Below are 19,684 nucleotides of genomic sequence, written 5' to 3' on the forward strand. Positions count from 1 at the left end.
CCATGAAGCAGTTCCTCGTCGCGGGCGTCGCGCTCGCCGCCATCGCTGCGCCGGCCTCGGCGCGTGACCTTACCATCCAGGACGTTGTCGGCCTCTCCCGCATCGGAGCGCCCGCGGTGTCGCCCGACGGCCACTGGCTCGTCTGGCAGCAGCGCGAGACCGATCTCGCCGCCAACAAGGGCCGCTACGACCTGTGGCGGCTCGACCTCACCGCCAAGGGCGCCAAGCCGGAAAAGCTGGTTGCCGAGCCGCTGGTCAACGAAACCGCGCCGCAATTCTCTGCCGACGGCAAGACCGTATGGTTCCAGTCCGACAAGGGCGGCGAGGACGCGGTGTGGTCGATCTCGATCACCGGCGGCACGCCGACCCAGCTGACCCATATCCAAGGCGGGTTCAGCGGCTTCAAGGTCTCGCCCGACGGCTCGAAGCTGCTCGTCTGGGCCGATCGCAAGCCCGGCGCCCCCACCATCACCCCGGCGATGGAGAAGAAGGATCCGAACGCCGGCTCGGGTCGCGTCTACAGCCAATTGTTCGTGCGCCACTGGGACACCTGGGCGGACGGTACCCGCTCGCAGCTCTTCGTCCTGCCCTTCGGGCCGCAGGGTGCGACCGGCGACGGCGTCGCGATTGAAGGCGGGCTGATCGGCGATACCCCCTCCAAGCCCTCGGGCGGCGGCGAGGAAGTCGCCTGGTCGGCGGACGGCAAGACCATCTATTTCGCCTTGCGCGAGGCGGGGCGGATCGAGTCGCTCTCGACCAATCTCGACATCTTCGCCGCGCCCGCGGACGGCTCGTCCGCCCCGGTGAACCTCACCAAGGCCAATCGCGGCATGGACAATCTGCCGACCCCCTCGCCGGACGGGAAGTGGCTCGCCTGGTTCGCGATGGCACGGCCGGGCTATGAGGCCGATCGCCAGGTGCTGATGCTCCGCAACCTCGCCACCGGCGAGGTTCGCGCGCTGACGGAGAAGTGGGACCGCTCGGTCGCCTCGATCGCCTGGGGGCCGGACTCGAAGACGATCTACGTCACTGCGGGCGACGTGCAGGAGGAGCCGGTCTTCTCCGTCTCGCTCGACGGCAAGGTCGAACGGCTGACCCAGCAGGGCAGCGTCTCCGCAGTGGTGCCGACCAAGGGCGGCCTCGTCTATGCGATGAACAGCCTCACCGCGCCGGACGATTTCTACTGGCTCAAGGGCAAGAAGAGCACGCGGCTCACGGCGGTGAACGCGGAGAAGCTGGCGGGCATTTCGATGCCCGAGGTGACGCGCTACAGCTTCAACGGCGCCAATGGTGACCTCGTCTGGGGCTATGTCGCCAAGCCGGCCGGGCTGGCGGCGGGTGCCAAGGCGCCGATCGCCTTCATCGTCCATGGCGGGCCGCAGGGCAGCATGGGCAATAGCTGGTCGTATCGGTGGAACCCGGCGGTTTTCGCCGGCGCCGGCTATGCAGTGGTCGCGGTCGATTTCCACGGCTCGACCGGCTACGGCCAGGCCTTCACCGATGCGATCCGCAACAATTGGGGCGGCTGGCCGCTGGAAGACCTCAAAAAGGGTCTCAAGGCTGCCACGGATCGCTTTGATTTCCTGGACGGAACCGAGGCCTGTGCGCTGGGCGCCTCCTATGGCGGCTATATGATGAACTGGATCGAGGGCCAGTGGCCGGATCGCTTCAAGTGCATCGTCCAGCATGACGGCGTGTTCGACGCCCGCGCCATGGCCTATGAGACCGAGGAGCTGTGGTTCGACGAATGGGAGCATGGCGGCAAGGCCTATTTCGAGGATCCTGCCGCGTTCGAGCGCTGGAACCCGGTCAACCACGTCGCCGCCTGGAAGACGCCGCAGCTAGTGATCACCAGCGAGAAGGATTTCCGCATTCCCTATACCCAGGGGCTGGCGGCTTTCACCGCGCTCCAGCGGCGCGAAATTCCGTCGAAGCTGCTCGTCTTCCCGGACGAGAACCACTGGGTGCTCAAGCCGAAGAACTCGCTGCAATGGTATGGCGAGGTGCTCGGCTGGATGGACCAGTGGACCGGCAAGGCGGGGAAGTAGGTTGGGGAGGGGGAGGGCGCCGGTCGCCTTCCCCTTCTTGCGTCATTCCGGCGAAAGCCGGAATCCATTGGGGTTGCCGACGCGGTGCTTGCCGTGGCGACGTGGCGTCTGGATCCCGGCTTCCGCCGGGATGACGATTTCAGAGGTTACACCACTACCCGAACCGGATCGCCGATGCGGATCAGCCCCGGCCGCGCCGGTGCCGAATAGAGTCCGTAGCAGGCGCCGAAGCGCTGGGCGACGGTGCGCAGGATCGTCAGGTCCTTGGCGCCGGTATCCGGATCGATCGTGACCAGCACGCAGCGCTGGATCGGGTCGGCGCACTGCACGATCGCGCCGTCCTCGCTGGGATCACCGAAGGCGAGGCGCAGGCCCTGCCACTGCTCGGGCAGCAGCTCGCTTTCGATCGTCACGTTGATGCGGAAGCGGCGCGGGTCGATCCGGCCGCCATGCGCGGTCTCCAGCGCGCGATGCCCGGCGCTGGTCTGGAGTGAGACGGGCATCGAGTCGTAGACGCCGCGGGCCACCTGGATCAGCGACACTGGTTCGCGTGCCGCCTCCGCCAGATGCGCGTGCAGGCCGGAGTCGTGCAGCGCTCGGACGCCGCCATCGGGTGCCTCGACCGCGATGGTACTGGTCTTGGGCGCGCTCGGATCGGCGAAGCGCGCGCGGTGGAGCACCATGCCCGGCACCTCGCGCGCAGTAAGCCACGGAAAGCGCGTTCCGTTTGCGGCGCGCACGAAGGCGTATTGGCGGTCGCCCTCGATGCCTTGCCAGTCCATCTCGGCGACCGACAACGCCTCGCCGGCCATGGACTTCACCGGAAAGCGGGCAAGGGCGGCGACATGGCCGACGATCATGGGCATTGCGTACCGCTACCCAGCCACGCGCGCGGGCGCAAATGTTCCGACATGTTCCACTCTTGTTCTGCGGGAACAAATGCGATACATGGGTGCCAACAGTTGAACGCGGTGCGTAAACCCTCTAGCGACGGGGCTTCCCAATGGCAGCATCTCTCAAGGTGATCGACGGCAATATGGCCAATCCCACGGACAAGCAGAAGGCGCTCGACGCCGCCCTCGCGCAGATCGACCGCGCCTTCGGCAAGGGCTCGGCCATGCGGCTGGGCTCGAAGGAGACGATGCAGGTCGAGGCGATTTCCACCGGTTCGCTCGGGCTCGACATCGCGCTCGGCGTCGGCGGCCTGCCGCGCGGCCGCGTGATCGAAGTCTATGGTCCGGAAAGCTCGGGCAAGACGACGCTGGCGCTGCACGTGATCGCCGAGGCGCAGAAGAATGGCGGCGTGGCCGCGTTCGTCGACGCCGAGCACGCGCTCGATCCGGTCTACGCCAAGAAGCTCGGCGTCAACATCGACGAGCTGATCGTCTCGCAGCCCGATACCGGCGAGCAGGCACTCGAGATCACCGACACGCTGGTCCGCTCCAACGCGATCGACGTGCTGGTGGTCGACTCGGTCGCCGCCCTGGTGCCGCGCGCCGAAATCGAGGGCGAGATGGGCGACAGCCATGTCGGCCTCCAGGCGCGCCTGATGTCACAGAGCCTGCGCAAGCTGACCGGCTCGATCAGCCGCTCGCGCTGCATGGTGATCTTCATCAACCAGCTGCGCATGAAGATCGGCGTGATGTACGGCAATCCGGAGACGACGACGGGCGGCAACGCGCTGAAGTTCTACGCCTCGGTGCGCCTCGACATCCGCCGCACCGGCCAGATCAAGGATCGCGACGAAATCATCGGCAACGCGACCCGCGTCAAGGTGGTGAAGAACAAGGTCGCGCCGCCGTTCAAGCAGGTTGAATTCGACATCATGTACGGCGAGGGCATCTCGAAGATCGGCGAGATCCTCGATCTCGGCGTCAAGGCCGGGCTCGTCGAGAAGTCGGGTGCCTGGTTCAGCTATGACAGCATCCGCATCGGCCAAGGCCGCGAGAATTCGAAGAACTTCCTGCGCGAGAACCCGGAGGTCTGCAACCGGCTGGAAGCCGCGATCCGCGGCCGCACCGAGCAGGTCGCCGAGGGTCTGATGGCCGGCCCGGAGCCCGACGACGATATCTGATCGGTGCGATCGGCCACCGGCAACGAGGAGGCTCGGCGTGGAAACGCCGAGCCTTTTTGCTGGAAAGAGCAGCGATGCCGCGGAACGGGAGAGGCGAGGCGCAGCCCCGGCGGCGGGCGTGGCTTTGACCCGTCCGTCGAATGCGTTCAGAAGGGCATGATGATCTTGGCAAGCCTGGCGCTGATCGCGGTTGGCACCCCTGGGACGACAGCTGGCAGCGTTCGTCCAGCCTGTACGCCGGCGGGTGCCACCCGCACCCGGTTGGAGACAGTCCTGGCTGATCCCGAGGCTTGGCGCGGGCGCTGCGTTTGGATGGTGGGGATCGTTTCGGGCGCACGTCTCTATGCTGATCGTGCGGCGCTGGCCAACGCGCTCAAAGACGCAGGCGACAGGGAGCGTCCACGCTCGATTCTCCTCTATCGTGGGCGCCGTGTGTTCGTGCACAGGGCAGCCTGGCGGGTGGTGATCGGCACGATCGACAGCTGCGTGCGCGAGAACGAAGCACCCGCGACACCTCGCCAGGCCGATCCGAATTCCTTCATCATGATCGGCGGCTTCTGCCACACATCGCTGGAACCCTATCTCAGCCCGATTGCGGTACGGCGGGTGTCCGGCCAAGGCGGTGTTCGATGACGGCCATACCCCCCGCTTGCTCCATCCCCGCGGTGGACTTGGCAGCGCGCCTGAAGATGGCACGGCAACAGTTGCTGTCCTGCGCAGCGGACCTGAAGGAGCGACAGGAACCCGCGCATGAGCCACGCTTCGCCTATCGCTTGGAGAATGGCCCGGTCGTGATGCGGCTGGTCGCGGATCCGCCCAATCTCTTTTTGCATTTCTCGGAGGGCGCAAGGCTGGCGGACCCCAGGGGACTGTTGCGGGGTGCGGGGCGGCGCGGTCGCTATGTGTGTCTTGGCGCGGTGCGCGCCGAGGATCAGCCGGCGGTCTCCGCCCTGATTGCGGCTGCGATGGCCGCCGCCCGAGCGACAGAAATCGATATAGATCACCAACCGGGCGCAACTGCCTGATCTACGGGTCGTTGGACCTTCGCACGCTTGCGAGGATTTCCCATGACCGATCAGAACAGCCGCAACGCCCCCGCCGGGGGCGAAACCCATCAGGTGACCGATGCCGAGCACCCGGTGCTCACTACCAACCACGGCACGCCGATCAGCGACAACCAGAACCAGCTGAAGGCGGGCGCGCGCGGCCCGGTGCTGATCGAGGACGAGATTTTCCGCGAGAAGATGAACCATTTCGATCACGAGCGCATTCCCGAGCGCATCGTCCATGCCCGCGGCTCGGCCGCGCATGGCTATTTCGAATGCACCGACAGCCTCGCCGACATCACCGTCGCCGACCTGTTCCAGAAGAAGGGCCAGCGCACCGAGGTGTTCGTCCGCTTCTCCACCGTTGCGGGTGGTGCGGGATCGGTCGACACGCCGCGCGACGTGCGCGGCTTTGCGGTGAAATTCTACACCCGCGAGGGCAATTGGGACCTCGTCGGCAACAACATCCCCGTGTTCTTCATCCAGGACGCGATCAAGTTCCCGGACCTGATCCACGCCGCCAAGATGGAGGCCGATCGCGGTTATCCCCAGGCGGCGACGGCGCATGATACCTTCTGGGACTTCATCAGCCTGATGCCCGAATCGACGCACATGGTGATGTGGGCGATGTCCGACCGCACGCTGCCGCGCAGCTTCGCGACGATGGAAGGCTTCGGCATCCATACGTTCCGCTTCATCAACGCCGAAGGCCAGAGCACCTTCGTCAAGTTCCACTGGAAACCCAAGGCGGGGCTCGCCTCGACGATCTGGGACGAGACGGTGAAGATCGCCGGCGCCGATCCCGATTTCCAGCGCCGCGACCTGTTCGAGCGGATCCAGCGCGGCGACTATCCGGAATGGGAACTGGGCGTGCAGCTGTTCGACGAGGACTTCGCCAACGCGCAGCCCTATGACGTGCTCGACGCCACCAAGCTGATCCCGGAGGAAGTGCTGCCGGTGCGCATCGTCGGCCGAATGGTGCTCGATCGCTATCCCGACAATTTCTTCGCCGAGACCGAGCAGGCGGCGTTCGTGCCGAGCCATGTCGTCCCCGGCATCGGCTTCAGCAACGATCCGCTGCTTCAGGGTCGGCTGTTCAGCTATACCGACACGCAGCTGTCGCGGCTGGGCTCGGTCAACTTCCACCAACTGCCGATCAACGCCGCCAAGGGTCGCGCCGCGGCGGCGGGCTGCCCGTTCCTGAACCAGCAGCGCGACGGTCACATGCAGATGGCGGTGCCGAAGGGCCGCGCCAATTACGAGCCCAACAGCCTCGCCAAGGCGGGCGAAGAGGGCGGTGCGCGCGAGGATCCGGAAAAGGGCTACAAGACCTATCCGGCAGAGGAGCAGGGCCAGAAGCTCCGCATCCGCGCGGAGAGCTTCGCCGATCATTATAGCCAGGCGCGGCTGTTCTTCCGCTCGATGGACCCGGCCGAGCAGGCCCATATCGCCTCGGCGCTGGTGTTCGAGCTGTCGAAGGTGAGCCTCGAACATATCCGCACGCAGATGCTCGCCAACCTGCGCAACGTCGACGAGACGCTTGCCCAGCGCGTGGCCGACGGGCTTGCGATGGATCTTCCCGAAGCGGCAAAGACGGCCGCGCCGGTGCTCGACATGGCTCCATCTCCGGCGCTCCGCATCATCCGCGGCCCCCGCGAACTGCACAGCCTCGAGGGGCGGACCGTCGGCATCCTCATTGCCGGCGGCACCGATGCAGGCGAACTCGCGACGCTCAAGGAGGCGATCAAGGGGGCCGGCGGCACTCCGATGACGATCGCCCCCAAGGTCGGCGGGGTGCCGCTGTCGGATGGATCGAAGATTGCCGCCGACGCCCAGCTGTTCGGCCAGCCGTCGGTGACGGTGGACGCTTGCGCGGTGATCCTGTCGGACGAAGCCGCGACAAAGCTCGTCAAGGAAGGTGCGGCGGTGCAGTGGGTGATGGACGCGTTCGGCCATCTCAAGGCGATCGGCGCCAATGCCGCGGCACAGCCCCTGCTCGACAAGGCCGGCGTCGAAGCCGACGAGGGCGTCACCGACCTCGCCGGTTTCGTTGAGGCCGCCAAGCGGCGCTACTGGGAACGCGAGCCCAAGGTGCGCACGCTCGCCTGACCAACCTGCACGGCTCGGCTTGCGCGACGCTGCGACGTCGCGCAAGCTGCAGCTTCATGCAAGCGACGGCGAACGCCGTGCGGTATTGGAGGGGCTCCCTTGACCATCATCGTCCACCATCTCGAAAATTCGCGCTCGCAGCGGGTGCTGTGGCTGCTCGAGGAACTGGGGCTTCCCTATGACGTGAAGCGCTACGAGCGGAACAAGACGACGATGCTCGCGCCGCCTGAACTCCGCCAAGTCCACCCCCTGGGCAAGTCGCCGGTGATCGAGGACAATGGCACGGTGGTCGCCGAGACCGGTGCGATCCTGCAATATCTGGTCGACAAGGCGGAGGGCAAGCTCGGCGCCCCGGCGAACCGCGACGATGCGCTGCGTTACCGCCATTTTCTCCATTACGCCGAGGGCTCGCTGATGCCGCCGCTGCTGGTGATGCTGGTGCTCGCCCGCGTGCCGCTGTTCGGCAAGATGGGCCTCAAGAAGTTCCGGCCGATGGCCGAGGTCCATTTCGACTATGTCGAGGGCGAACTGGCAACCCGCCCCTGGTTCGCCGGGGACGGCTTCACCGCGGCCGATGTAATGATGAGCTTTCCGCTCGAAGCGGCGGTGAAGCGGGCGGGGTTGCTCGAAGGCCGCCCGCACGTCGCCGCCTTTCTGGAAAAGATCCATGCCCGCCCGGCCTATCAGCGGGCGCTGAAGGCGGGCGGGCCCTATGCCTATGCGTGAAGGCGGCGGGCGAGGGGGTCAGCGCTCGCTATAGTCGTCGAAGCGTTCCGCATCGTGCGGCCCCCCGGCAGGGAGCGGCCGCACGTTCGGCTCCGCTTCGTCCGGCGCGTCGAGCTTGCCTTCCCAGCGCGCGACTACCGCAGCGGCGACGGCATTGCCGACCACGTTGGTCGCGGTGCGGCCCATGTCGAGGAAATGGTCCACCGCGAGGATCAGCAGGACGCCGGCCTCGGGGATGTTGAAGTGCGCCAGCGTGCCGGTGATCACCACCAGGCTGGCGCGCGGCACGCCGGCGATGCCCTTGCTGGTGACCATCAGGATCAGCAGCATCTGGATCATCGTCGCCCAGTCGAGATGGATGCCATAGGCCTGGGCGATGAAGATCGACGCGAAGGTCATGTACATCATCGAGCCGTCGAGGTTGAACGAGTAGCCGAGCGGCAGTACGAAGCTGGCGATCCGCGGCGGCACGCCGAACCGGTCGAGCGCGTCGAGCGTGCGCGGATAGGCGGCCTCGGACGAGGCGGTCGAGAAGCCGAGCAGGATCGGATCGCGCAGATAGCGGAACAAGAGGCCGGTGCGCGGCCCGATCACCAGGAAGCAGGCGCCGAGCAGCACCGCCCACAGCGCGGCGAGTCCGATATAGAAGCTGCCCATGAAGAAGGCGAGGTCGCCGACCACGCCCAGGCCCTTGGTCGCCAGCGTGCGGGCGACGGCGCAGAACACCGCGACGGGGGCGAACAGCATCACATAGCCGGTGACCGTCAGCATCACCGATACGAGCGCTTCGAGCCCGCGCAGCAGCGGCTTGGCCTTGTCGCCCACCGCGGCCATGCCGACGCCGAAGAACAGCGAGAAGATCACCAGTTGGAGGATGTCGTTGCTGGCCATCGCGTCGATCGCGCTGGTCGGCACGATATGGGTGAAGAATTTGGCGGCATCGAAGGCCGAGCGGTCGACCCCGCTCGACGCCGTCGCGGGCGGCAGCGGCAGGTGCAGCCCGGTGCCCGGCTGGAGCAGGTTGACCAGCAGCAGGCCGAGGGTGAGCGACACCAGGCTCGCACAGACGAACCAGAAGAACGCCTTCAGTCCGACGCGCCCGATCGCGCCGCCGCCGCCCATATGGGCAATGCCTACGACAAGGGTGGAGACCACCAGCGGCGCGATGATCATCTTGATCAGATGGAGGAACATCTGGGTGGGGATGTCGAGGCCGTAGGCGATACGGTCCAGCGTCGCCTTGCCGGCCGCAGTGCCGCCATAGCCGAGGTTGAGGCCCCAGCCGATCAGTCCGCCCAGCAGCAGCGCTGCCAGGATGAACCAGGTTAGTCGTTTACCCACTTTTGCTCCCCGAAGAATCGTCGCGGGAGGGAAGGGGATTGTTGGGCCCGGGTCAAGCCCGCGGGATTAACCGAGCGTGACGGCAGTCCCATGCCAGCGCGCCAAAGCGACCGCGCGGTCGCTTCTGGCCGCGCTCGCATTGCCGACCTTCGCCTGGATCTGGCTGCGCGTGGCGAGTGCCACCGGATCCAGGGGCCGATGGCGCAGCGACGCGTCGATCTCGGCAAGCGCTTCCTTGGTCTCGCCCAGCGCCAGCAGCGCGGCGGCAAGGTCCCGCCGGACCGGATACCACCAGAGCGGCGGATCGGTCCATTCGGCGAGCGGCTTGGCCTCTTCGATCGCGGCGGCACGGGCAAAGGCCTTGGCGGCGCGATCGGGCCGATTATCAAGCATTGCGGTCCGCCCTTCGAGCACCAGCCGGGCGAGCTTGATTTCGGCGTTGGTGCTGCCTTCCAGCGGGTTGCCCTTGATCTTGCCCGGCATCGCGCGCGCTTCCGCCACGAGTCCGGCCCGGTCGCCGGCGCGGGCATAGGCTTCGCCGCGGGCATAGTGCCAGAGCGCTTGTGCGCCCTCTGCACCCTTGGGCGGCGCGGGGATCGCCAGCGTCTCTGCGAGCGGCGCGAAGCGCGCGATGGCGATATAGCCCTGGCCGAGCACTACCTGCTGGAACGCGTCGAGCTTGGGCGCACGGCCCCCCATCGCCACCAGCGGCCGGGCAATGGCGAGGCCGCGTTCCGCATCGCCTGCCATCAGCGCGCCGCCGATGCCGAACTGGACGTTGTGGCCGTGATAGGCGAGCGTCCATACTCCGTCCGGCTCCGGCAGCTTCAGCCGCCGGGCATTGGCGAAGCCGAGCTCCACCGCCTGCAGATTCGCTGCCGCCGCGTCCTCGTAGCGGCCGACCCAGTAATAGGTGTGCGAGGGCATGTGGACGAGGTGGCTGGCGGCGGGTGCGATGCCGGCCAGCCGATCGGCATAGGGCTCGGCCCGCTTGGGGTAGCCGGCAATCTCGGTCGCGTGGATGTAGAAGTGGATGGCGGGGGCATAGTCCGGGTTGCGCTGGAGCACCGTCTCCAGCAGCGCCACCGGCCGCGCCATCTGATCGGGCTTGGTGTCGGACGCGATCAGCAGCGCGTCCGAGGCGACCACCGCGATCGAGTCGTCGTCCGGGTACGCGCGGGCGAGCGCATCCATCGCCTCGGCAAAGCCCTTGTTGCCCTGCTTGACGTCACCGGCATAGCGCAGCTTCATCGCCGCGATCAGGCGGCGTTCCTTTTCCGGTCCGCCGGCGGCGAGCCGCTCGGCATTGGCGGTCACGTCGGCCAGCCGCTTCCGCTCGGCATCGTCGATCGGGTAGTTGATGGTCGGCCCTGCGGCATAGGCCTCGCCCCAGCTGCACATCGCGCAATTCGGATCCAGCCGTCGCGATTCCTGCATCGCACGTACCGCAGCCTTGTGCGCGAAGGCATGTGCCAGCTGCATGCCGTTGCTGAAAAAGGCCTGTGCCTCGGGGCTGCCGGTGCGGACCTGGAAGCCGCCCTGGCCATAGCCGGGCAGGATCGTCGGTCGTTCGCCGGTCTGCACCGCGTCCCCACACCAATGCGGGCTGAACGCGAGGGTCGCGACACTCGCCGCCGGTGGCAGCGCTGCACCGAGCAATAGCAATGCCGGCGCAATGGCTAGAACGCGCATGCTGGAAGTTCCCCTGTCTCGGCGGACGCGTGCCCCTTGCCGTCTGCCCCTGCTTCATCCTACCCGATCCGGGCTGATGGTAAAAGACGAGGGGCGCAGGGTGACGGATCTGGCAACGACTCGCCGTAGCTTGTTGGGATCGATGGCGGCGCTGCCGTTGCTGGGAATGCCGGGCATCGTCCGCGCGGCCCAGCCCGACCTCGCCGAGCTGCAGGACATGACCGGCAGTGCCCGCCCGATCGGCCCAGAGGAGCGCCGTGCGCGGCTCGCCAAGGCGCAGGCGCTGATGCGGGCGAACGGCATCGGCGCGGTGTTGATCGAGCCGGGCGCGAGCCTCGTCTATTTCACCGGCATCCGCTGGGGCCGCAGCGAGCGGCTGACCGCCGCGATCCTGCCGGTGGAAGGCGAGCCCTGCATCGTCACGCCCTTCTTCGAGGAGCCGCGCACTCGCGAGACGTTGGCAATCCCCGCCGAGGTCCGCGTGTGGCAGGAGGACGAGGACCCGCTCACGATCGTCGCCGGGTTCCTGAAGGACCGCAAGCTGGCCCGGCTGCCGGTCGGTATCGAGGAGACGGTACGCTATTTCGCGGTAGACGGGCTGCAGAAGAACGGGCTGCGCGTCACTTCCGCTAACCCGGTGGTGCGCGGCTGCCGGATGATCAAGAGTGCGGCAGAGCTGGCGTTGATGCAGCTCGCAACCGATATCACCATTGCCGCCTATCGCTTTGTTTATGAGCGCGTCGAGACGGGCATGCGGCAGCGCGACGTGTCCGCGCTGATGGATGCGGCGACCCGCAAGCTGGGCGGCGACCCCGAGTTCAGCATGGTGCTGGTGGGCGAGGGCGCGGCCTATCCGCATGGCACCAAGACGCCCTCGCCGGTCAGCGACGGTGCGATCGTGCTGATGGACTGCGGCTGCAACGTCATGGGCTATCAATCCGACGTGTCGCGCACCTTTGTGCACGGTACCGCCAGCGCGCAGCAGCGCAAGGTTTGGGAGCAGGTCGCCAAGGGGCAGCAAGTCGCGTTCGCCGCGGCCAGGCTCGGTGCGCCGGCAGGGAGCGTCGACGATGCGGTGCGCGGCTATTATGCCGCGCTCGGCTATGGGCCGGACTACAAGCTGCCGGGCCTCTCGCATCGCACCGGCCATGGTATCGGGCTCGACGGGCACGAGCCGGTCAACCTCGTGCGCGGCGAGAAGACGCCGCTGGCGCCCGGCATGTGCTTCTCGAACGAACCCGGCATCTACATTCCGGGCAGCTTCGGCGTGCGACTTGAGGATTGCTTCCACATGACCGAGGCCGGGCCGAAATGGTTCTCCACCCCGCCCGCGTCGATCGAGCAGCCGATGGGGTGAGCGGGGCGGGGCCTAGTGCCCCGTCAGCGCCGTCATCCAGCGCAGCCACCAGGGCTGGTAGAACAGCCAGGTGCCGAGACACTGGTTGGCGACGATCCATAGGGCCGAGAGCGCCCAGGCGGGGTGAACGCGGCGGCGGGTGACGAGGTCGTAGCCACCTGCGGCGAGCATGAGCAGCAACGTGCCCGTATAGGTTTCCAGATAATAGGGAATATAGCCCTCGCCAAACCAGGCGTAGAGCGTCGGGTAGAGGAGCCGGCCGAAGCCCGGTTCGGTCAGGCCGATCGTGCCCATGATCATCAGCCGCTTGTGCGACGACGGGTGCTTCACGGTGAGCAGCCCGGCGGTCAGGACCACGCCGGCACCGAGCACATTGGCGAACTGCGTCCCCATGAAGGCGAGTTCCTGCCAGACCGGATGCGGCGACGTTACGCGCACGACGATCGCGGTGGCGGGCCCCAGCACGATCATCGCCGGGAGGAGCAGCGCACCCAGCCGGCCGAGCCGGCGATGCAGCGCCAGCCGCCGCGTGCGCACCAGCACGACCTGCGTCGCCAGCAGCACGATCCAGCCGGTATAGACCAGCGCATGGACATGCACGATCCACGGGAAGTCGAGCGTGCCGAGCCGCGCGCGCGTCACCAGGTCATAGCCGAAGCCGGCGACGAGCACGGCCCAGATGACCAGCGCGGCGGTCAGAAAGAAGCTGCGATCCCAGCGGTGATACGGTGCGAACCGCTCCGCGATCGTCGGTGCCATGCCGTTTCCCTGCATGGCGGCCAGCGATAATCGATGCGAGAACGGAACGATAGCGGTGATCGACGTGTTTCGCTTGAGCGAACGCCCGCACGCCCCTAAGTCGACCTCATGACGTCGACCAATGATATCCGCCGCTCGTTTCTCGACTATTTCGAGGGCCAGGGCCATGCCCGCGTCCCCAGCGCGCCGCTGGTGCCGCACAACGATCCCACGCTGATGTTCGTGAATGCGGGCATGGTGCCGTTCAAGAACGTGTTCACCGGCCTGGAATCGCGCCCCTACAGCACCGCGACCAGCAGCCAGAAGAGCGTGCGCGCGGGCGGCAAGCACAACGATCTCGACAATGTCGGCTATACCGCCCGGCACCACACCTTCTTCGAGATGCTCGGCAATTTCTCGTTCGGCGACTATTTCAAGGAGCAGGCGATCACCCACGCCTGGACGCTCCTGACCAAGGAATGGGGTATCCCGGCCGAAAAGCTGACCGTCACGGTCTACCATACCGACGACCAGGCGTTCGACCTGTGGAAGAAGATCGCCGGGCTGCCCGATCACAAGATCATCCGCATCCCGACCAAGGATAATTTCTGGGCGATGGGCTCGGACGGTCCGTGCGGCCCCTGCTCGGAGATCTTCTACGATCACGGCGAGCACATCTACGGCGGCCCCCCGGGCTCGCCCGAGGAGGATGGCGACCGTTTCGTCGAGATCTGGAACCTCGTCTTCATGCAGTTCGTGCAGGAAAATGACGAGATCGTCGGCGACCTGCCGCGGCCGAGCATCGACACCGGCATGGGGCTGGAGCGCATCGCCGCCGTGCTCCAGGGCGTCCACAACAATTATGAAATCGACACGTTCAAGGCGCTGATCGATCAGTCGGCCGCGCTGACCGGTACCTCGGCAGCGGGCGAGCAGGTCGCCAGCCACCGCGTGATCGCCGATCACCTGCGCTCGTCGGGCTTCCTCGTCGCCGACGGCGTGCTGCCGGCGAACGAGGGCCGCGGCTATGTGCTCCGCCGCATCATGCGCCGCGCCATGCGCCATGCGCATCTGCTCGGCGCCAAGGATCCGATGATGCACCGGCTGGTGCCGTCGCTGGTCGCCGAGATGGGCGCCGCCTATCCCGAACTGGTCCGTGCGCAGCCGCTGATCGAGGCGACGCTGCTCCAGGAGGAGACCCGTTTCCGCCAGACGCTCGCCAACGGCTTGCGCCTGCTCGACGAGGCGACCCAGGGCCTGAAGGCCGGCGACACGCTGCCGGGTGCGACCGCGTTCAAGCTCTACGACACCTTCGGCTTCCCCTATGACCTGACCGAGGACGCGCTGCGCGCCAACGAGATCGGCGTCGACCGCGCCGGTTTCGATGCGGCGATGGCCGAGCAGAAGCGCGCCGCCCGTGCGGCCTGGAAGGGCTCGGGCGAGAAGGCGTCGGAAGAGCTTTGGTACGATCTTGCCGACGAGCTCGGCGGCACCGAGTTCACCGGCTATGTCGGCACCGAGGGCGAAGGCCAGGTGGTGGCGCTGGTCAAGGACGGCGTGCGGGTGGAGAAGGCGGTCGCCGGCGACACGGTGACCATCCTCACCAACCAGACGCCCTTCTATGGCGAAAGCGGCGGCCAGATGGGCGACGTGGGCGTGATCGGCAACGACAAGCTGCGCGCGCTCGTCGACGATACGTCGAAGCCGCTCGGCCGCCTGCATGCGCATCACGCCAAGATCGAGAGCGGCGACGTCGCGGTGGGCGACGCCGTCCACCTGTCGGTCGATGTCGAGCATCGCGATCAGGTCCGCGCCAACCACTCGGCGACCCATCTGCTGCACGCGGCGCTGCGCAAGCGGCTCGGCACCCATGTCAGCCAGAAGGGCAGCCTCGTCGCGCCGGAGCGGCTGCGCTTCGACTTCTCGCACCCCTCGGCGCTGACGCCCGAGCAGATCGCCCAGGTCGAAGCCGATGTGAACGCGCAGATCCGCCACAACGGCACGGTCGAGACGCGGCTGATGACCCCGGACGACGCGATCGCCGCGGGTGCGATGGCGCTGTTCGGCGAAAAGTACGGCGACGAGGTCCGCGTGCTCTCGATGGGGCTGGGTGAGGATGCATCCTACTCGGTCGAGCTGTGCGGCGGTACCCACGTCAACGCGACGGGCGACATCGCGATCTTCAAGATCGTCTCCGAAAGCGCGGTTTCCTCCGGCGTGCGCCGCATCGAGGCGCTGACCGGCGAAGGCGCCCGGTTGTGGCTCAATGCCCGCGACGAGCGGCTGCGTGAGGCAGCGGCTGCGCTCAAGACCGCGCCCGACGACGTGCCGGCACGCGTCGCCGCGCTGGTCGAGGAACGCCGCAAGCTCGAGCGTGAGCTGGCCGAGGCGAAGAAGGCGCTGGCGCTTGGCGGCGGTGCCGGCGCTGGCCCGGCGGGCCCGGAGCAGGTGAACGGCATCAACTTCGTCGGCCAGGTGCTCGACGGGCTCGAAGCCAAGGCCCTGCGCGGCGCCGTGGATGAGGCCAAGGCGCGGATCGGCAGCGGCGTGGTCGCGCTGGTCGCGGTCAACGAAGGCCGTGCGTCGGTTGCGGTCGGCGTGACCGACGGCATCGGCGTGAGCGCGGTGGATCTGGTGAAGGTCGCCGTCGCGGTGCTGGGCGGTCAGGGTGGCGGCGGCCGTCCGGACATGGCGCAGGGCGGCGGTCCCGACGGGGCCAAGGGTGCGGATGCGCTCGCGGCCGTGAAGGCGGCGCTGGCCGAAAGCCCGGTCGCCGCCTGATCCTCGGGGTCAGCGCCCGGGGGCGTAGCCGTCCTCGGGCAGCACCCAGATCGCGGTCTGGCCCATGTCCGGGCGTAGCAGGCCGTCGATGGTGACATTGACGGTGAGCTCGCCCGCGCCGGCGTCGCGGTAGCAGCGCTCATGCCCGGCGAGCGGCTGGAGCGCCTCCAGCAGCTTGGCGCGGGTGTTCGTCTCCAGCGTGGGGCTGAGCGCGGTGCCATTGGTGGTCAGGCGCCCGGCGTTGAAGTCTGCCGGCCGGATCCGGCTGCACACCGCGCCGTCCTTGACCAGGCCATAGGTCGAATATTCGAGCACGATCAGCGGATCGCGGTTGACCACCCCGGTGACCAGCGCATCGAATGCGCCGTCGCCGCGCAGCGTGTAGCGCACGATCGTGCCGCAGGTGCGGTTGGCCCGATCGGGATCGACGCACCGGATCCGGCCCGCCTTGGCGGGTGCCAGCGGGTCGGGAACGGCGTCGCCCTGAACCGGGGCGAGGAGGGCGAGGGCAAAGGTAAGCAGCATCGGGTCAGGCCTTGTTGGGTTCGGCGGTGGCGTTCAGGCGCGATCGGTTCAGCCGGGGCTCGCGCTGCAGGCCCGCGGCATCCTTGATCGAGCGGCGCATCTCGTCGCGCTTTTCGTGGATGGATGCAATCACCGGACCGACGCCCAATCCCAGATCGACGAGCAGCGCCTCGGAGAGCTGCAGCGAACTTTCCAGTGCTTCTGGCACCGCATCGGTGGCACCCGCACGGTAGAGTTCCGCCGCATGCGCCGCGTCGCGGGCGCGGGCGATGATCGGCAGATGGGGCACCCAGCCACGAACGCGCTTGGTCAGCCGCACCGTCAGCACCGGATCGTCCATCGTCAGCACAAGCGCCTGCGCCCGGCCGAGCTGCAGCTGGTCGACGAGTTCGTTGCGGGTCACGTCGCCGAACAGGACGTGGAAACCGTCGCGGCGGCCGCGCACGACATTGTCGATATCGGCGTCGACTGCGACATAGGGCTTGGCGTGCCGTCGCAGCATGTCCGCCACGGTACGACCGACGCGGCCGAAGCCGATCACCACGGTACCGCCGTCGATCTGGTCGAGGTCCTCCTCGGCGATGTCGGCGCCGTTCTTGCCCTCGATGCGCCGGGCGGCGGTGCGGCCGGCCTTGGCGAGCAGCGGGGTGGCGGTGAGACCGATCGCGGTGACGGCGCTCCAGAACGCGACCGTGCCCGGCGCGATGAGGCCGGCGGCGCCGGCAACGCCGAGCACGATCAGCGTCGTCTCGGACGGGCTGGCCATCAGCACGCCGGTTTCCGCTGCCGTGCCCATCCGCGCGCCCGAGAAGCGGAGCAGCGTGGTGGTGACCGCGACCTTGACGACCATCACCAGCAGGCTCGCCCCCAGCAGCGCCGCCCAGTTCAACAGGACGAAGCCGAGGTCGAGCCGCATGCCGACGGTGAGCAGGAACACGCCGAGCGCGAGGCCCTTGAACGGGGTGGTGATCGCCTCGACCTCGCCATGATATTCGGTCTCGGCGATCAGCAGGCCGGCGATCAGCGCCCCGACGATCGGGGAGAGCCCGGCGGCGGTGGTGGCGAGGCTGGCGACGATCACGACCAGCAGGCTGGCGGCGAGGAAGAGCTCCGGGCTCTTGGTCCGTGCGGCCTGGGCGAACATCCTCGGCAAGACGATCCGGCCGCCGAGGAACAGCGCGACGACGGTCGCGATGCCGATGCCGAGCGTCATCGCCAGCCGCGTCCAGCCGGCGCCATCCGGTGTCGGCGCCATCGCGCCCAGCCCGAAGATGATCGGCACCAGCGCCAGATCCTCGAACAGCAGCATCGCAAAGGCCGCGCGGCCGACGGCGCTGGTCGTGCCCGCAATCGGGATCACAAGCGCGGTGGAGGAGAGGGCGAGCGCCAGCCCCAGCCCGATCGCGCCGCCGCCGCTGAGCCCGGTGAGATAGAGCAGCGCCGCCAGGATCAGTCCCGATCCGAAGAGTTCGGCGGCACCGGTGCCGAACACCAGCGAGCGCATCCCCCAGAGCCGCTTGAACGAAAGCTCCAGCCCGATCGAGAAGAGGAGCAGGATGATCCCGAACTCGGCGAATGGCTCGATCGAGTGCGTGTCCGAGATGGTCAGGTAATAGAGCCAGGGTGCCTGGCCGACGAGGCTGCCCAGCCCGAAGGGGCCGACCAGCGCGCCGACCAGGATGAACCCGATCACCGGGCTGATGCGGAAGCGCGCGAAGGCGGGGATGACGAGTCCGGCGGCGCCGAGGATCACCAGCGTGTCGCTGAAGCCGTGGTTGGAAAGGTTCAGCATGGGGCACCCGGGAAGGCGAGGGGTGCGCTACGCAACAGGAAGGAACAGAAAGGCCGATGGCCGGTGGCGGGTTTTGCTCGCTCGGTCATGGACCCTAGAGACGCTGCGAGGCCCGGCATTGCAAGTAGAAAAGCCCGCCAGCGGCGGGCTTTTCCATAGGTCTTGCCGTGTTGGGCGAGGCTTACTGCCAGCTGCCCATCGCGGTTTCGAGGTTGACGCGGATCGCTTCGAAGAACTGCTCGGTGGTCATCCAGGCCTGGTCCGGGCCGATCAGCAGCGCGAGATCCTTGGTCATCTTGCCGCTCTCGACGGTCTCGATGCAGACCTTCTCCAGCGTCTCGGCGAAGCGGGTCACCTCGGGGGTGCCGTCGAATTTGCCGCGATACTTGAGGCCGCCGGTCCAGGCGAAGATCGACGCGATCGGGTTGGTCGAGGTCGCCTTGCCCTGCTGGTGCTGGCGATAGTGGCGGGTGACGGTGCCGTGCGCCGCTTCCGCCTCGATCGTCTTGCCGTCCGGGGTCATCAGCACCGAGGTCATCAGACCCAGCGAGCCGAAGCCCTGCGCGACCTGGTCCGACTGGACGTCGCCGTCATAGTTCTTGCAGGCCCAGACGAATTCGCCGTGCCACTTGAGCGCCGAGGCGACCATGTCGTCGATCAGGCGGTGCTCGTAGACGATGCCTGCGCTCTGATACTGGTCCTTGAACTCGGTCTCGAACACCTCGGCGAAGATGTCCTTGAAGCGGCCGTCATAGGCCTTGAGGATCGTGTTCTTGGTCGACAGGTACAGCGGCCAGCCGCGGCCGAGCGCATAGTTCATCGAGGCCCGCGCGAAGTCGCGGATCGACTCGTCGAGATTGTACATGCCCATGGCGACGCCGGCCTGCGGGAAGTCGAACACCTCGTGCTCGATCGTCTCGCCGTTCTCGCCTTCCCACTTCATGGTCAGCTTGCCCTTGCCGGGCACCTTGAAGTCGGTCGCCTTGTACTGGTCGCCGAAGGCGTGGCGGCCGACGACGATCGGCTTGGTCCAGCCCGGGATCAGGCGCGGCACGTTCGAGATCACGATCGGCTCGCGGAAGATCACGCCGCCCAGAATGTTGCGGATCGTGCCGTTCGGCGACTTCCACATCTTCTTGAGGCTGAACTCCTCGACGCGCTGCTCGTCCGGAGTGATCGTCGCGCATTTCACACCGACGCCGTACTGCTTGATCGCATTGGCCGAATCGATGGTGATCTGGTCGTTGGTCTCGTCGCGCTTCTGCACCGAGAGATCGTAATACTTCAGATCGATGTCGAGGTACGGAAGGATCAGGCGCTCGCGGATCCATTCCCAGATGATCCGCGTCATTTCGTCGCCGTCGATTTCCACGACGGGCGTTGCAACCTTGATCTTCGCCATAAGCTCGCTTTCCTGAGACAGGTGGTTTCCCGGCAGCGTCTAGGGGCAAGGGC

General features: G+C 67.2%; 15 protein-coding genes. 8 read left to right on the forward strand and 7 right to left on the reverse strand.

The window, feature by feature from the left end; all coding sequences use genetic code 11:
- The first annotated feature begins 2 nt into the window (after positions 1–2).
- A complete protein-coding gene (locus QZ814_RS03180) occupies positions 3–2,048 on the forward strand; it encodes a S9 family peptidase (protein ID WP_294329645.1) in 2,046 nt (681 codons plus the stop codon).
- Positions 2,049–2,194: 146 nt separating this feature from the next.
- Here the strand turns inward: QZ814_RS03180 and QZ814_RS03185 are convergent, their stop codons facing one another.
- Positions 2,195–2,914: an MOSC N-terminal beta barrel domain-containing protein gene (locus QZ814_RS03185; protein ID WP_294329646.1), complete on the reverse strand. Its 720-nt coding sequence runs from the start codon at positions 2,912–2,914 to the stop codon at positions 2,195–2,197.
- Positions 2,915–3,051: 137 nt separating this feature from the next.
- Between QZ814_RS03185 and recA the strand changes: the two genes are divergently transcribed.
- The 5 genes from recA (at position 3,052) to QZ814_RS03210 (ending at position 8,003) form a co-directional block, all read left to right on the forward strand.
- A complete protein-coding gene (recA, locus tag QZ814_RS03190; protein WP_064312673.1) occupies positions 3,052–4,122 on the forward strand; it encodes a recombinase RecA in 1,071 nt (356 codons plus the stop codon).
- A gap of 3 nt (positions 4,123–4,125) precedes the next feature.
- On the forward strand, positions 4,126–4,755 hold the full coding sequence (locus QZ814_RS03195) for a hypothetical protein (protein ID WP_294329647.1): 630 nt from the start codon (positions 4,126–4,128) through the stop codon (positions 4,753–4,755).
- The gene (locus tag QZ814_RS03200) at positions 4,752–5,147 is read left to right on the forward strand and encodes a hypothetical protein (RefSeq protein ID WP_294329648.1); all 396 of its coding nucleotides are present in this window, start codon (positions 4,752–4,754) and stop codon (positions 5,145–5,147) included. Before QZ814_RS03195 ends, QZ814_RS03200 begins: the two co-directional genes overlap by 4 nt.
- Positions 5,148–5,189: 42 nt before the next feature.
- On the forward strand, positions 5,190–7,277 hold the full coding sequence (locus tag QZ814_RS03205) for a catalase (protein WP_294329649.1): 2,088 nt from the start codon (positions 5,190–5,192) through the stop codon (positions 7,275–7,277).
- 99 nt (positions 7,278–7,376) lie between these two features.
- Positions 7,377–8,003, forward strand: a complete 627-nt coding sequence (locus QZ814_RS03210; RefSeq protein ID WP_294329650.1) for a glutathione S-transferase — start codon at positions 7,377–7,379, stop codon at positions 8,001–8,003.
- 18 nt (positions 8,004–8,021) lie between these two features.
- Here QZ814_RS03210 and QZ814_RS03215 read toward each other — a convergent pair whose 3' ends face one another.
- Positions 8,022–9,344: a dicarboxylate/amino acid:cation symporter gene (locus tag QZ814_RS03215; RefSeq protein ID WP_294329651.1), complete on the reverse strand. Its 1,323-nt coding sequence runs from the start codon at positions 9,342–9,344 to the stop codon at positions 8,022–8,024.
- A 66-nt stretch (positions 9,345–9,410) separates the two neighbouring features.
- Positions 9,411–11,036: a hypothetical protein gene (locus tag QZ814_RS03220; protein WP_294329652.1), complete on the reverse strand. Its 1,626-nt coding sequence runs from the start codon at positions 11,034–11,036 to the stop codon at positions 9,411–9,413.
- A gap of 142 nt (positions 11,037–11,178) precedes the next feature.
- On the opposite strand from QZ814_RS03220, the gene QZ814_RS03225 reads away from it, so the two are divergent.
- Positions 11,179–12,393: a Xaa-Pro peptidase family protein gene (locus tag QZ814_RS03225; RefSeq protein ID WP_294329695.1), complete on the forward strand. Its 1,215-nt coding sequence runs from the start codon at positions 11,179–11,181 to the stop codon at positions 12,391–12,393.
- A gap of 12 nt (positions 12,394–12,405) precedes the next feature.
- Here the strand turns inward: QZ814_RS03225 and QZ814_RS03230 are convergent, their stop codons facing one another.
- A complete protein-coding gene (locus QZ814_RS03230) occupies positions 12,406–13,152 on the reverse strand; it encodes a hypothetical protein (RefSeq protein WP_294329653.1) in 747 nt (248 codons plus the stop codon).
- Between the two features lie 108 nt (positions 13,153–13,260).
- On the opposite strand from QZ814_RS03230, the gene alaS reads away from it, so the two are divergent.
- Positions 13,261–15,912 (forward strand): alanine--tRNA ligase, encoded by a 2,652-nt coding sequence (alaS, locus tag QZ814_RS03235; protein ID WP_294329654.1) that lies wholly within the window; start codon positions 13,261–13,263, stop codon positions 15,910–15,912.
- Positions 15,913–15,921: 9 nt separating this feature from the next.
- Here the strand turns inward: alaS and QZ814_RS03240 are convergent, their stop codons facing one another.
- From QZ814_RS03240 to QZ814_RS03250, 3 genes are all read right to left on the reverse strand, one after another.
- Positions 15,922–16,437, reverse strand: a complete 516-nt coding sequence (locus QZ814_RS03240) for a hypothetical protein (RefSeq protein WP_294329655.1) — start codon at positions 16,435–16,437, stop codon at positions 15,922–15,924.
- 4 nt (positions 16,438–16,441) lie between these two features.
- Positions 16,442–18,229 (reverse strand): cation:proton antiporter, encoded by a 1,788-nt coding sequence (locus tag QZ814_RS03245; RefSeq protein WP_294329656.1) that lies wholly within the window; start codon positions 18,227–18,229, stop codon positions 16,442–16,444.
- A 181-nt stretch (positions 18,230–18,410) separates the two neighbouring features.
- Positions 18,411–19,631 carry an NADP-dependent isocitrate dehydrogenase gene (locus tag QZ814_RS03250; protein ID WP_294329657.1) on the reverse strand — a complete coding sequence of 407 codons (1,221 nt, stop codon included), beginning with the start codon at positions 19,629–19,631 and terminating at the stop codon, positions 18,411–18,413.
- Between the last annotated feature and the right edge of the window lie 53 nt (positions 19,632–19,684).

The organism is uncultured Sphingomonas sp. (assembly GCF_913777625.1).
Lineage (GTDB): Bacteria > Pseudomonadota > Alphaproteobacteria > Sphingomonadales > Sphingomonadaceae > Sphingomonas.

What these genes read in the sequence shown, in the direction of transcription:
- QZ814_RS03180 (WP_294329645.1), top strand. Translation starts at nt 3, where the DNA reads ATGAAGCAGTTCCTCGTCGCGGGCGTCGCGCTCGCCGCCATCGCTGCG.
- QZ814_RS03250 (WP_294329657.1), bottom strand. Translation starts at nt 19,631, where the DNA reads ATGGCGAAGATCAAGGTTGCAACGCCCGTCGTGGAAATCGACGGCGAC.
- QZ814_RS03245 (WP_294329656.1), bottom strand. Translation starts at nt 18,229, where the DNA reads ATGCTGAACCTTTCCAACCACGGCTTCAGCGACACGCTGGTGATCCTC.
- alaS (WP_294329654.1), top strand. Translation starts at nt 13,261, where the DNA reads ATGACGTCGACCAATGATATCCGCCGCTCGTTTCTCGACTATTTCGAG.
- QZ814_RS03225 (WP_294329695.1), top strand. Translation starts at nt 11,179, where the DNA reads ATGGCGGCGCTGCCGTTGCTGGGAATGCCGGGCATCGTCCGCGCGGCC.
- QZ814_RS03185 (WP_294329646.1), bottom strand. Translation starts at nt 2,914, where the DNA reads ATGCCCATGATCGTCGGCCATGTCGCCGCCCTTGCCCGCTTTCCGGTG.
- QZ814_RS03230 (WP_294329653.1), bottom strand. Translation starts at nt 13,152, where the DNA reads ATGGCACCGACGATCGCGGAGCGGTTCGCACCGTATCACCGCTGGGAT.
- QZ814_RS03240 (WP_294329655.1), bottom strand. Translation starts at nt 16,437, where the DNA reads ATGCTGCTTACCTTTGCCCTCGCCCTCCTCGCCCCGGTTCAGGGCGAC.
- QZ814_RS03205 (WP_294329649.1), top strand. Translation starts at nt 5,190, where the DNA reads ATGACCGATCAGAACAGCCGCAACGCCCCCGCCGGGGGCGAAACCCAT.
- QZ814_RS03200 (WP_294329648.1), top strand. Translation starts at nt 4,752, where the DNA reads ATGACGGCCATACCCCCCGCTTGCTCCATCCCCGCGGTGGACTTGGCA.
- QZ814_RS03220 (WP_294329652.1), bottom strand. Translation starts at nt 11,036, where the DNA reads ATGCGCGTTCTAGCCATTGCGCCGGCATTGCTATTGCTCGGTGCAGCG.
- recA (WP_064312673.1), top strand. Translation starts at nt 3,052, where the DNA reads ATGGCAGCATCTCTCAAGGTGATCGACGGCAATATGGCCAATCCCACG.